This window comes from Aquimarina sp. MMG016, from assembly GCF_018100805.1.
Lineage (GTDB): Bacteria > Bacteroidota > Bacteroidia > Flavobacteriales > Flavobacteriaceae > Aquimarina.
The window spans coordinates 453865-467236 of sequence record NZ_JAGJEA010000003.1 but is presented as its reverse complement, the minus strand read 5'-3'; the positions used below and the strand labels follow the sequence as shown (position 1 = coordinate 467236).

The following is a 13372-nucleotide window of genomic DNA, read 5'->3' as shown; positions in this document are numbered from 1 at the left end:
AATTATCTCCTTACCGTGATCGAACCTTTTTTGATTACTGAATTATTTTTTGATATTACGTAATAATAAACGCCATTTCTTCCTTCTGATTTTGAGTTTTCCTGTGGCCAATCATTTTGATAATTAACCCCTGAAAAATCAATTTGTCCATTAGAACTATATATCGTTACTTCTACATCTTGCTGATTATTCATTGACGCAGGTAAGCCCCAAGTATCATTTATATCATCACTATTGGGTGTAACTATATTAGGAACCAATTCTGAAATTGCTGTTGTACAAGGGCCTAAAACAATTGGATTAGATTCAATTCCTGTAAACCCGCCTGCTCTCAAATCTGCCCTCAACTCATAACTCTCTGCTATTGCTGACTGGTTTGCTGTTAATGATAAAGAGGTTACTCCTGTTGCAACATCATCTTTATACCATTCAAAATCAAATAACGCAATCTGTGCCTCAGTCAAAGGAATCGGATCTCCTGAGGATACTCTTCCAAACATATTTATAAGCTCTAGAGTGATAGGGTTTTGATCACAGGTTATATCTCCTCCTCCTTGAACACCTATTTCTATAAAATACCCGGTCGCTGCAAATATTGTTGTTTCAGAAACCAAAAAGGAATCACATACATCATTTGTTTGAATTTCTACTCTGTGAAGACCCGTAAAAGGAGTTTCTATAGATGTCGTTGGTCCATCTAAAGCTCCTGTAAATACTATAGAAGATTGAGCAAACCATGTTACATCTCCTCCTGGTGCATCTGTGGTTACCTCCAGGGTTAAAGGGTTTGGTAATTGTATAAGTCGTTCGGGTAATGGTTCTGTAATACTTGAGCCTTCATTAGTTACAGTAGTAGGAGGGTCACTTCGAACTGTACATTCTTCACTAAATGTAACCTCCAAGTAATAATCTCCTCCAAAATCATTGTCTGGTAAAATAATAGATGGGCCTATCTCGCCAGGTAAAGCAACGCCATCTTTGAACCATTGATAGCCATTAGAGAAATCTGTAAGTCCAGATGTTAATTCTTTAATGTCACCTGGGCAAAAAGAAAAATCTTCAAGTGGATCTACTCCATTTGTAATAACAACATCGTCTACGTCTTTTAATTCTACTGTTACTCTATTAGATACCGCGCCAAAAGCATCAAAAAAGTTTTGACATCTACCCAAGTCTACCCTGGCTACAAATCTTCCTGGCTGTGTTACTGTTAAACTAGCTCCAGTCTCTCCTGGAATTATACTTTCGGTATTAATGCCTGTTATTGTAAACCATTTCCATGTAAAAATATTGGGATCTATATCATTTTGGTTTTCGTCCAAAACCCTTACGTCCAAAACTTTGGTAAAAGAAGTAACCCTACAAAACGTAACATTATTACGATCATTAAGAATTATCTCTAAATTATCATTAAAAAAATGAAAAGGTATTGCATCAGAAATCCCACTAATAAAGTCATCAGGATCTGCTTCGGTTAAATTAACTCTAACCCTATAATTGTCACTATTGGCATCTATTGGAACCAAAACATTATCAAATCGTAATTCTTTAAGCCCAGAACCTGCAGCATCATTAAGGGTTGGGTCAATAATTCTGCCAAGTATTATATTTTGTCCAGTATCAAAGTTACCATCAGGATCAGACAACTCTAAAACAAACTCGTTATTTGACGGAAAAGCAGGTCCGGGTAATAAATTAGCCGTAAAAGTAAATGAATTTGTAGGAGTACCACAGGCCTCACCAACCACCTCAAGTGTCGGGGCTGTGATCTCCCTTTGCGCCATCACATCGTTAGTGATGAAGAGTATCAGAGTGCATATGATCAGCGATAGGTTAAGTCTTTTTTTCATAATATCTCACTTTGTTTTTAAGGTGGATATTTCAATATTATTTCAGCGATTTGGGGCGCTTGTTAATAATATTGTTAATATATTTTTTACCAAGACATAAAATTATAAATTAAAAGTTTATATCAAACTAAAATTCTGTTTTTTTTTGTAATAATATTCTTACGCGCTTGGCTTTGCACCTTTCTTTAACATTTAGCTAAAAAATCAAAAAACAATCTAATATACATAAAAATATATTAATCAGAATGTTAACTGGTAATACAAGGAGTAATTAACCCTTATAAAAACGATAAAATTTCCCCAAATTAACATCCAAAAACATCACAAAATTGTCGTAATATCTGCTGAATTTTTAATGATTAATGAATTTTTAATGGATAAATAACGCCCCAAAACGACATTTTTTTTCGACGAAGTGTAAAACGATCTAAAGAACTATTTATTGTAATCGTTTGTTTTATTTGATAAAATCATCCCTAAAATTTAAGTTTTTTACTCAAAATTTTAAGCATAAAAAAACGTCTAAAAACTTAGTTTTTAGACGTTTTATACTAGTATAAAGAAACTTACTCCTTAGTCTCTTCTTTCTTTGGCGCTTCGCCATTTAATTCTGTTAAAATCTTATCAGTAATGTCTAATTCTTCCTTACCATACAAGATGTTATTAACTTCAGTCTCACCATAAATATAGGTATAACCATTTTTCTTACCATATTCCTTAATGAAGTCCTTAACTTTATTAATTATAGAGTCTATTTCTTCCTGGCTACCTTTTTGGATCTCTTGCATTTTTACCTGCTGTTCTCTCTGCAACTCTTGCTGCTTTCCTAATAGCTCCTGCTCTTTCTTTTCCTGATTGCTTTTAGACATTGATTTCTTAATAGAATTATATCCTTGTACCTCTATCTGAAACTGTCTTGCTTTTTCTTGTAACTCAGCTCTAACTTCATCACTTCGTTTAGTCCATTTTTCTTCAGCAGTTTTCATTTCATTAAAATCAGAAACCACTTTTGTACTACTCACATAAGCTGTTTTCTCAGCTTGTTGATTACAAGAAGCCAGCGTTAAAAAAGCAACCGCAATCCAAATGTATTTTTTCATTTCTCTAAAAATTAAGTTCTGGGCAAAAATATCAAAGTTCAAGTCATGATAATTACTTTAATCCACTAAAATCTAAACATATAAGAAAAAACAATTGTTCCAATAAAAACCATACTTAAAACCTATAAAAAACAACTAAAAATAAGCTGTTTTAAGCGTTTTTGAGAAAAAAGCAATACAAATACACCACAAACAGGCTAAAGCTCCTTTAAAAAATATTAAAAACTAAAATTAGCTGTTTTTCAGAATATAAATATGTGAAGAATACTCTTTGGAACGTTTAGCTTTTGCATTTGAAAGAAATCCAATACGAAAAGCATTAAAGAAGTTCATTTTTCCATTTTTATACTTCTCTGACAAAAGTGACACATAATATGAATCGAATTTCATCGGAAGTGTTTTTTCTAATTTCAAGTCGTGTTTCGAAAAAAGTTTTCGAATCGAAGTTTTAGAAAAATGCCAAAGATGTCTTGGCACATCATATGCCGCCCAAAACGATTTATAATATTTGGCATCGAACGATTTAAAATTTGGAACAGCTATAATCAAATATCCATTTGGTTTGAGTAATTTTTTTAGCTCAATTATTTGATCCTCCAAATTCGAAACATGTTCCAACACATGCCACATAGTAATTACATCAAAACTATTGATTTCTAAATCAGTAATGTCCTGATTCATGTTTACTTCTTTTGCTTCTGCAAGTTTTCTGGCTTGATCATTTGGTTCTGTTCCAGAAACATTCCATCCTTTTTTTTGTGCGGCAACCAAAAAATCTCCTGTCCCCGCACCAATATCTAAAAGATTACCTGCACTATTATGTAATTTGGAAATAAGCTTTACTTTCTTCTGTAAAGAATAAACCTTAACCGTGTGGTATAGTTTTTCGAAAAGAGATCTTTTGGCATCAGTATGAGAAATATAATCTTCACTCTCATAGTATCTACCTAGATCTTCTTCTTTAGGTTTTGGAGAGGTAATTAACATATCAAGATCAGAATCATGAAACAGCTGAAACGTTTCTCCAGAAACTGTATGATCTTTACATTCTATAAAAAGATTCAAATTCTTTTTGTTTTCCATTAATTAAAAAGAAATTATTCTAACAAACTTATAATTTTATCATGTTCCACGTGGAACTATTCTTTTGTTGCATCATGAATTTCTACGTTAAGTAATCCGCTTAATTCATTCGCTTTGTCTAATGCTTTTTGATAAGTATTAGTTTTATATAACGTAAAATTTCTGTTTTCTGTAAAAAACCGAACAACAGTTTTATCATGCCTTTCTTTGGTTCCTATTGCAGAAACTGCTCCCCATTCATTATCTAAACTAAAAGAAGTAGAAAATACAGAAATATAGTCCGGGTATTCAAGACTCAATTTTGTTTTAAACAATGGAATGCCAAAAACTGAAAACAGTTTTTCATTATCAAAATCCGAATTAATTTTAAAAGATATCGAAAAACCAAACACAAAAAGTGAAACAATAAAGAAAGCTAATCTGCCAAAAATAGGTTCTGAAACGGCAAACAAAAAAAGAACAGAAAACACCAAAACAATTGTAGAAAGAATTTTTCCTTTAAGAGCTCTTTCTTGTTTACAAATAACACCTTTCATTATCTACCCATATAAACTAAAAGCACAGAAATATCACTTGGAGATACTCCACTAATTCTTGATGCTTGAGAAACCGTAGCGGGTTTTATTTTGGACATTTTTTCCTTTGCTTCAAAAGACAGTGATTTTAATTTAGAGTAATCAAAATTCTTAGGTATTTTAATATCCTCTAATCTATTCAATTTATCAGCGTTGTTTTTTTCTTTTTCTATATATCCAGAATATTTTACTTGAATTTCTGTTTGTTCTAAAACTTCCTTATCTAAATTATTTTCTTCTATATAGGCAGAGATCTTTTCAAAATGTTTTATGTCTTCCAAAGTAATTTGTGGTCGAGCAAACAACTTAAATAATTTTCCACTTTGTTTTATCGGTGAAGAATTTTTATCTTCTAAAACGGGATTTGCTTCCTCCGGTGAAACACTTGTTTCTTTAAAGAATTTGACAAAAGCATTTGATTTCTTTTCCTTTTCTTCCATTCTTCTCATTCTATCATCCGAAGCTAAACCAATTTTATGCGCTTTAGGCGTTAATCTAAAATCCGCATTATCCTGTCTTAATAAAGTTCTATATTCTGCGCGAGAAGTAAACATTCTATACGGCTCTTCTGTTCCTTTCGTAATTAGATCATCTATTAGAACTCCAATATAAGCTTCGCTTCTTTTTAAAATAAAAGACTCCTGTTCCTTAACTTTTAATGCTGCATTCATTCCTGCCATCAGCCCCTGAGAAGCCGCTTCTTCATATCCTGTCGTTCCATTAATTTGTCCAGCAAAAAACAAACCAGAAACCAATTTAGTTTCCAATGTATGGGTTAATTGTGTAGGAGGAAAATAATCGTACTCAATCGCATAACCTGGTCTAAAAAACTTTACACCCTCAAAACCTGCTACAGATCTCAACGCCTTAAATTGAACATCCTCTGGTAATGAAGTTGAAAATCCGTTTACATAAACCTCCACTGTATTCCATCCTTCTGGTTCTACAAAAATCTGATGTCTGTCTTTATCAGCAAAACGATTAATCTTATCTTCTATAGAAGGACAATATCTAGGACCAATGCTTTTAATTCTTCCATTAAACATTGGAGAACGATCAAATCCTTCGCGAAGTAAATCATGCACATCAGAAGATGTGTATGTCATATGACATGATCTTTGAGAAGTTAATGGTTTAGTTAAATCTGTATAACTAAACTTTTCCGGACTTTCATCTCCTGGCTGTTCTATCATTTTAGAATAATCTAAGGATCGACCATCTACCCTTGGAGGTGTACCTGTTTTCATTCTTCCTGAATCAAAACCTAAATCAACAAGTTGTTCTGTTATTCCAGTTGCAGCTCTTTCTCCTGCTCTTCCTCCACCAAATTGTTTCTCTCCTATGTGAATCAATCCATTTAAAAAAGTTCCGTTTGTCAGCACAACCGCCTTTCCTTTTACCTCAATTCCTAGTGAAGTTCTCACTCCTCTAACCTCTCCATTCTCAACCAAAAGCCCACCCACCATTTCTTGATAAAAATCAAGATTTGGAGTTTGTTCCAAAAGCAATCTCCATTCTTCTGCAAAACGCATACGATCACTCTGCACTCTTGGACTCCACATTGCAGGCCCCTTTGATTTATTCAACATCTTAAACTGAATCGCTGTGCGATCACTGACAATTCCGCTATATCCTCCGAGGGCATCAATCTCTCGAACAATCTGTCCTTTTGCAATTCCCCCCATTGCAGGGTTACAACTCATCTGTGCAATGTTTTGCAAATTCATGGTAATCAGCAAGGTGCTACAACCTAAATTTGCAGCAGCAGCAGCAGCTTCACTTCCTGCATGTCCTGCTCCAACCACTATAACATCATACTCCTTATCAAACATAATTTCTCACTGTTTGTTCCACGTGGAACACTAAATATTCTTCTCAAAATTTGTTCCACGTGGAACAAATTTTCTAATTAAAAACTAACTATGTTCCACGTGGAACATAGTTAGTTTTTCTTCTTCCTTTTGCCTCATAAGTCTTGCTTCATCTTCAGACTTGTCTTTATAACCACAGAAATGTAACACCCCATGAATTATAACTCTTCTTAGTTCTTCGTCATTATCGGTTTCATAAATTCTTGCATTATCAAACACTCTTTCAACGGAAATAAAAACATCACCATTAAGTTGATTTCCTATTGAATTATCGAAACTAATAATATCAGTATAGGTGTCATGGTCTAAAAAATCCTGATTGATTTTTAGCAAGTATTTATCGTTACAAAAGATGAAATTTATCTCTCCCTCCGATTTTTTTTCTGACGCAATAACTCTGCTTATCCATGAAGAAACTGCATTCTTATTTGTTAGTTTGAAATATGTCTCGCTATAAAAATTAATCATTATCTTTCTTAAAATACTCCTGTACCTTTTGTTTATAATTTTGCCGCAAAGGTAATACTTGTCTGTTTAATATTTCAGTAGTATTAAAATATTGTTTAGCTCTCTCTAGTGTCTTTATATTTTCGTTTTCAAACTGTTTTTGGTTAGTTTTGCTTTCCCTTCTTTCTTCCTCTCCTTGTTCAAATGTTGCTTCTTCTAACTTCAATAGTTCATGTTTTAAGTTAAGCATCTTACCCAGCGTTCTTTCATTAAATCCTTTATCTAACAACTCTTGTTCTACCTGTTCCATTTTCCTTAAAAGATTTCCTCCAGCTTTACTCCCCTTACCTTTCTTGTCCTCATTTATCTTTTCTTGTAAAGCTTTTCTTAGCTGTTGTTGTTCTTTATATATTTCATATAACTCACCATTGATATCTTCACTTTGTTGTTCAGAACCCTCTCCTTCTTTTCCTTCTTTACCCTGTTTATTACTCTTTCCTTCTCCTTTCTTATTTCCTTCTTTACCTTCCTTTTCTCCTTTCTGTCCTTGACTCTCGCCTCCTTCTTTTTCGCTTTTCTTCTTACCTTTTTCGCTACCTTCCTTCATCTTCTCATTTAACTCCCCTTGCTTTTTAATAATATCGGGTAATTGAAATTCATTCTTGCCTGACTTCCCTTTTCCCGACGAAGACATGCTGTTTTGCATTTGATTTAAAACACTACTCAACAAATACGCTAAATCATTTGACCCAGTTATAGTGTACTGCTGATTAGCTGAACCCTGCACCACTTGATTCTCTGCTAATCTATCTAACGACTTATCAATATTAAATTCTATATCTGTTAGTTTCTGAGTTACCGTCTCCGTTATCTGAGGAGTTCTTAAGGCTAAAGCATAAAGACTATCATCTATATGAATAAAATTTTCCCTTAACACACTTTGCCTTTTAAGCTTGGCAGAATAGATTGGGTTATCAATATTCATTCCTTTAAAATCTTTCATCAACCCTTCTTGCTCCAAAGAGAAATCCACCAAATTATCCAGAACTTGTCTAAGCATTTCCATGTCTTCCATCTGCTGCTCCTGACCAGACGCTTGCATTTGCATTTGCATCTTATTGCTCATTTGCTTCATTTTCTTAGCAGCACTCTTTTGGTTTTTTTTCGCCTCAGATTTATTTTCTTGTTCTAGCTCTTCTGATGCTTTTTGTTGTTCTTTTTTAATATCACTTTCATCTTCCTTCTTCTGATCAAGATTCATTGGTTTTTTTAGATCTTCATTTTGCTTTCTCAACTCATTCATTTCTTTTTGAAAATCCTCAAACTCTTTGTTTAACTCATCTTGCTTTTCTTTGGTGTTTTCTTCGTCATTTTTCTCAGATAGTTCTTCCTGCTTTTCAGCCATGTCATTTAGCTTTTCGGCCAGTTTTTCATGTTTTTCTATTACATAAAACCTCTTCGTTAATTCTAAAAGTTGGTCTAAATTTTTCTTTAAGTTTTTATTTTCCTTGGCTAATTCTTCTAGTTTTTCGGTTAATTCATCTTTCCTAATTTTATCAGCTAGTTTCTCTATTTCTTCTAAAAGCTTTTCATTTTTCTTTAGCTTTTCTTCATTTCTTTCCAGCCTTTCTTTTAACGCATCCTTAAAAGGTTCTTCCTCTTCCTTATTTTCTAATTGATCCAAATTGTCTTTTAGTTTCTTAGAGAAATCCTGCATCATTTTTTCCTGTTGCTTTTGACGTTTTAAATAATCGTCCAACTTCTTCTTATCATTAAAATCCAATCTTTTTTTCTCCTTCTGTAACTTACTAAGACTGTTTAATTCTTTTTCTTGCTCCTTAAATTTATCTAAAGATTTATTCAACCCAGATATTGCCTCATTTTGCTGTTGTAACCTTTTATCCTCTCTTTCATCGTTTGTTAATTTTCTAAAATTAAAAACCTGACTCTTTGTGCTTTTATAGTTATGAATAACATCATTGTCTTTTACCTCAAAATAAAACTCATAATTTACTCCATCAACCAAGTCTAAACCAGAAGGAAAAGCAAACACAAACTCATCAAACTCAACTTTGTTTAAGGGTAAATTTTTAAACTTAATATCAGAAGGGTTTTCTGAATTATAATAAACCAACCTCAATTTTGTCAAACCATAATCATCGCTAACTCGTCCTAAAAAATAGATGGTTTGATTATCCAAACTGTCTTTCTCTGACCTTAAATTCATCTCTGGATATTGGTCTTTAATTACGTTAAGATTAAAAGAAAGGTTGTCATAATGTTTAACATTTTTATTAGAAGTAGACAGTTCATAATCCATATTGGCATACACTATCTTGTCATAAGTAAAACTTTCCGAATCCTTAGATAAGGAAACAATCGAATCTTTTATTTTAATATCCACTCTATCGGTATTCCTTGTATTAACGAGCCAGCTAACTTTTGTTCCCTCAGGAATAGTTGCATTACCAGAACTGATTAAAGTCTCATCTTTTTTTCTAGTGTAACTAGGATAATCCAACTTCATTTCAAAATTGAGTAATGCAGGAATTGGAACTACAGAAAGTTTATAAGGTGTAGAAGAAACATCATTGGAACTAATAACAAAATCCAATGACTCCTTTGGCTGAATAAATGTATATTCGAATTCTCCCGCACCCAGCATTTTTAAAAAATAAACTTCATCATTAAAGGTAATTGTAGCATTGTCAGGTATAACATCCCCTGTTGTTCTCACCTTAAGTATAAAATCCTTGTTTTCATACGCATTAAGATCTTTATTAACTATAAAAAACTGAAATGGTGCTGGCGGTTCATAAGCAACGCCATAATTAACCACTCTTGTATAACTATCTGATATCCAGCTTGTTTTATTAAAAACAAACAAAACCATCAAAATTCCCAGAGGTATGGCTACATACTTAAGGTATTTTACATTTTTAGTAAAATTTATAGCCAACTTAAAAGGAATGGGTTTTAGTTGAGTGGACTTTTGTTCGATACTGGCAAGTAGTAAATCAGAAGAAGAGCTATTGTCACTTAATTGTAATAAGTTAAGTAATTTATCATTAACCTCAGGAAAATGATTACCAATTATAGTTGATGCATCAGCGTAATCAATACCTTTTGTTAGTTTAAACAACTTAGCAATTGGAAAAACTATAAACCGAAAAAACAAACCTACTTCAACCAACACAAAAGACCAAAATAGTATTGTTCTACCGGTACTATTTAACCAAAGAAAATTCTCTATTAACAATGTCAGTAAAAAATATAATAACCCTATAGCTAAAAAAAGAATTGCCCCTTTTATTAGTTCATTAACATAAAACTTTCTTATAAACTGTTCTAGCTTACTCTTTATGAATTGAAAATTTTCCATAATAATAACCCTACATTTTCATTAACCAATAAATCTACAATTTTATTTCTTACAGATTTGTTATATTTATGATAATTCAAATCCCTATATTCTAAGTTGTTATGAAAGATCTAAAATATTTTTGTGCTTACACTATACCGATAACTGCTATTTTAGGTATTTGGTTGCAAGGAACTTATACCTATTTAACTCCTCTATATTCATTTGGAATTATACCTATTATAGAACTTTTTACAGAATCCAAAACCAACAACCTAAGCGAAGAACACAAAGAGTCCAAAAACAAAAAAAAGATTTTTAATTGGATGTTGTACCTTAATTTACCATTAGTATATGGAGTGCTTTTTTACACCTTATACACTGTCACAAACTATAGTTTAGCTACTTATGAAATTATAGGGATTATATTCTCTACAGGCCTCGTGTTTGGAACTAATGGAATCAATGTAGGTCATGAATTAGGTCATAGACAAACATTTGAGCGGTTTATGGGAAAAGCATTACTACTACCTTCTCTTTACATGCATTTCTACGTGGAACATAACTATGGTCATCATCTAAAAGTAGCTACTAAAGAAGATCCCGCTACAGCAAAATATAATCAACCTATCTATATATTCTGGTTTACATCTACAATAGGACAATACCTAAGTGCCTGGAAAATACAACGTCAACTTCTAAAACAGCATAAATCATCTTTTATTTCCATAAAAAATGATATGTTGTGGTATCACGTTATAACATTTTTATATCTCGCAATGATTACCTATTTCTTCGGCATACTAGGATTACAAGTTGCTGTTTTTAGTGGGATTATTGGTTTTCTACTTCTAGAAACTATAAATTACATAGAACATTATGGTTTAGCCAGAGCAAAAACATCTTCTGGGCGGTATGAAAGGGTAAGAGAAATTCATTCCTGGAACTCTAATCATGCCATTGGTAGAATTATGTTATATGAACTAACAAGACATAGTGATCACCATCACCGAGCATCAAAAAAATATCAAATACTAGATCATCATGATCAAAGCCCTCAATTGCCATTTGGGTATCCTACCTCCATGGTTATCTCCCTTGTTCCTCCATTATGGTTTAAAATCATGAACAAAAGAGTTCCGGACCAAATGAAAAAAATAGCAAAATCTTTATAATCATCCTATACAAATCATTTCTATAGCACATTTCTAGATTGTATCTTTGCCACGATTTATAAAACTTATCTAGAGTTTAAAAAACACAATCATGACTAAAGATATCAGGGTTCGGTTTGCTCCTAGTCCAACCGGTCCGTTACACATTGGTGGAGTTAGAACAGCTTTGTTTAATTACCTTTTTGCAAAAAAAAATAACGGTAAATTTATATTAAGAATCGAGGATACTGATCAAAACAGATATGTTTCCGGGGCTGAAGATTATATCAAAGAAACTTTAGATTGGTTTCATATTCCTTATGATGAAGGTCCTGAAAAAGATGGCGGTTTTGGACCTTATCGACAAAGTGAAAGAAAACACCTTTATAAACAATATGCAGATCAGTTAATCAAAGATGGTCATGCATATTATGCTTTTGATACTCCAGAGTCTTTAGATAACCACAGAAAAGATCACGAAGCCAAAGGAAAAACCTTTATATATAATTGGCATAACAGAGAAAAACTATCCAACTCCCTAACACTTTCTCAGAAAGAAATTAATGTAAAAATTAACTCAGGAGAACCTTATGTGATACGTTTTAAATCTCCACAAGATGAAACGCTTCATCTAAAAGATGAAATTAGAGGTGATATAAAAATCGACACTAATATTCTAGATGATAAAATTTTATTTAAAAGTGATGGTATGCCAACATATCACTTAGCTAATATTGTGGATGATCATTTAATGAAAATCACCCATGTAATTCGTGGTGAAGAATGGCTACCTTCACTTGCATTACATGTATTATTATATAAATCACTTGGATGGGAAACACCAAGCTTTGCACATTTACCATTGATTCTAAAGCCGGTTGGCAAAGGAAAATTAAGTAAACGTGATGGTGATAAAGGTGGTTTTCCAATATTTCCATTACTATGGACAGATCCTAAATCTCAAGACGTGTCTCCCGGATATCGAGAAGACGGATACCTACCAGAAGCTGTAATTAATATGCTTGCTTTTTTAGGTTGGAACCCGGGAACCGAACAGGAAATATTTTCTCTTGAGGAATTAATAAAGGAGTTTGATCTTAAAAGAGTAAATAAAGCTGGGGCTAAATTTGATCCTGAAAAAACCAAATGGTTTCAACAGCAACATTTGCAAACTACAGATAGTAAAGTTTTAGTTAAGGATTTTGAAAAAATATTAGTTAACCAAAATATATCAACAACTTTAAACATTGAAAACATTATAAATACCGTAAAAGAAAGAGCTGTTTTCACTAAAGATCTTTGGGACCTGAGTCATTTTTATTTCATAGCACCAACAGAATATAATGAAAAGGCTATCAAAAAAGCATGGAAAGAAGACACCGCTAATCTAATGCATGAATTAACCAAAATATTATTTGATATTAGCGACTTTTCCGCAGATAATGTTTCTAAAACTGTGAAAGGATGGATCACCGGAAAAGAAATTGGTTTTGGTAAAATTATGATGCCTCTACGTGTAGCTTTAGTTGGCTCCCTTCAAGGACCTGATTTATTTGAAATTGCATCGACAATTGGTAAAGAAGAAACCATACGGAGGATTGAATACGCTATTGAAATTAACTAAATACTATTCAATATTATAAATAGAAAAACCATTATTAAAGTTCAATAATGGTTTTTCTATTTTACATAATAATGTAACGTTTTCAAAAAATCATATACTCATATTGTAACCACATTTCAAAAACTACAACTATGGGAAAGCAATTTAAAGTAATACGAGTCAGTAACCATTGGTCAACAGAAAAACTCAGAAAAGATATTGAAGAAACATTAAACAAAGCTTCTAAACAAGGTTGGGAATTAGTAGATATTTCTTTTCTAGCAAACACAATGGTGGCCATGATAACTATTTCAAAATAACATCAATC

The 13372-nt window shown here is 32.5% G+C and carries 10 protein-coding genes; 3 read left to right on the top strand and 7 right to left on the bottom strand.

Annotated features, from left to right (window positions below):
• Window positions 1–2: 2 nt before the first annotated feature.
• From J8M14_RS08250 to J8M14_RS08220, 7 genes are all read right to left on the bottom strand, one after another.
• Entirely contained in the window at window positions 3–1850 is a 1848-nt protein-coding gene (locus J8M14_RS08250; protein ID WP_211074117.1) for a gliding motility-associated C-terminal domain-containing protein, read from the bottom strand.
• Window positions 1851–2416: 566 nt separating this feature from the next.
• The gene (locus J8M14_RS08245; protein WP_211074116.1) at window positions 2417–2950 is read right to left on the bottom strand and encodes an OmpH family outer membrane protein; all 534 of its coding nucleotides are present in this window, start codon (window positions 2948–2950) and stop codon (window positions 2417–2419) included.
• Between the two features lie 231 nt (window positions 2951–3181).
• The gene (locus J8M14_RS08240; RefSeq protein WP_211074115.1) at window positions 3182–4033 is read right to left on the bottom strand and encodes a class I SAM-dependent methyltransferase; all 852 of its coding nucleotides are present in this window, start codon (window positions 4031–4033) and stop codon (window positions 3182–3184) included.
• Window positions 4034–4089: 56 nt separating this feature from the next.
• The gene (locus J8M14_RS08235; RefSeq protein WP_211074114.1) at window positions 4090–4569 is read right to left on the bottom strand and encodes a hypothetical protein; all 480 of its coding nucleotides are present in this window, start codon (window positions 4567–4569) and stop codon (window positions 4090–4092) included.
• Entirely contained in the window at window positions 4569–6440 is a 1872-nt protein-coding gene (gene mnmG / locus J8M14_RS08230) for a tRNA uridine-5-carboxymethylaminomethyl(34) synthesis enzyme MnmG (protein WP_211074113.1), read from the bottom strand. The genes J8M14_RS08235 and mnmG overlap by 1 nt, the downstream gene beginning before the upstream one ends.
• 84 nt (window positions 6441–6524) lie before the next feature.
• Window positions 6525–6947: an rRNA maturation RNase YbeY gene (gene ybeY / locus J8M14_RS08225; RefSeq protein WP_211074112.1), complete on the bottom strand. Its 423-nt coding sequence runs from the start codon at window positions 6945–6947 to the stop codon at window positions 6525–6527.
• Entirely contained in the window at window positions 6940–10308 is a 3369-nt protein-coding gene (locus tag J8M14_RS08220; RefSeq protein ID WP_211074111.1) for a DUF4175 family protein, read from the bottom strand. Before J8M14_RS08220 ends, ybeY begins: the two co-directional genes overlap by 8 nt.
• Before the next feature lie 101 nt (window positions 10309–10409).
• Here J8M14_RS08220 and J8M14_RS08215 point away from each other — a divergent pair, with 101 nt between their 5' ends.
• The 3 genes from J8M14_RS08215 to J8M14_RS08205 all read left to right on the top strand — a co-directional run bounded on the left by J8M14_RS08215 (window position 10410) and on the right by J8M14_RS08205 (window position 13364).
• Window positions 10410–11462 carry an alkane 1-monooxygenase gene (locus tag J8M14_RS08215; protein ID WP_211074110.1) on the top strand — a complete coding sequence of 351 codons (1053 nt, stop codon included), beginning with the start codon at window positions 10410–10412 and terminating at the stop codon, window positions 11460–11462.
• A 91-nt stretch (window positions 11463–11553) separates the two neighbouring features.
• Window positions 11554–13065 carry a glutamate--tRNA ligase gene (gene gltX, locus J8M14_RS08210; protein WP_211074109.1) on the top strand — a complete coding sequence of 504 codons (1512 nt, stop codon included), beginning with the start codon at window positions 11554–11556 and terminating at the stop codon, window positions 13063–13065.
• Between the two features lie 131 nt (window positions 13066–13196).
• Window positions 13197–13364: a DUF4177 domain-containing protein gene (locus J8M14_RS08205; protein ID WP_211074108.1), complete on the top strand. Its 168-nt coding sequence runs from the start codon at window positions 13197–13199 to the stop codon at window positions 13362–13364.
• The last annotated feature ends 8 nt before the right edge of the window (window positions 13365–13372 follow it).

Excerpts from the sequence above, each read along its gene's own strand:
- gltX (WP_211074109.1), top strand. The coding sequence starts at position 11,554 with ATGACTAAAGATATCAGGGTTCGGTTTGCTCCTAGTCCAACCGGTCCG.
- J8M14_RS08235 (WP_211074114.1), bottom strand. The coding sequence starts at position 4,569 with ATGAAAGGTGTTATTTGTAAACAAGAAAGAGCTCTTAAAGGAAAAATT.
- J8M14_RS08250 (WP_211074117.1), bottom strand. The coding sequence starts at position 1,850 with ATGAAAAAAAGACTTAACCTATCGCTGATCATATGCACTCTGATACTC.
- J8M14_RS08240 (WP_211074115.1), bottom strand. The coding sequence starts at position 4,033 with ATGGAAAACAAAAAGAATTTGAATCTTTTTATAGAATGTAAAGATCAT.
- J8M14_RS08245 (WP_211074116.1), bottom strand. The coding sequence starts at position 2,950 with ATGAAAAAATACATTTGGATTGCGGTTGCTTTTTTAACGCTGGCTTCT.
- J8M14_RS08205 (WP_211074108.1), top strand. The coding sequence starts at position 13,197 with ATGGGAAAGCAATTTAAAGTAATACGAGTCAGTAACCATTGGTCAACA.
- J8M14_RS08215 (WP_211074110.1), top strand. The coding sequence starts at position 10,410 with ATGAAAGATCTAAAATATTTTTGTGCTTACACTATACCGATAACTGCT.
- J8M14_RS08220 (WP_211074111.1), bottom strand. The coding sequence starts at position 10,308 with ATGGAAAATTTTCAATTCATAAAGAGTAAGCTAGAACAGTTTATAAGA.
- mnmG (WP_211074113.1), bottom strand. The coding sequence starts at position 6,440 with ATGTTTGATAAGGAGTATGATGTTATAGTGGTTGGAGCAGGACATGCA.
- ybeY (WP_211074112.1), bottom strand. The coding sequence starts at position 6,947 with ATGATTAATTTTTATAGCGAGACATATTTCAAACTAACAAATAAGAAT.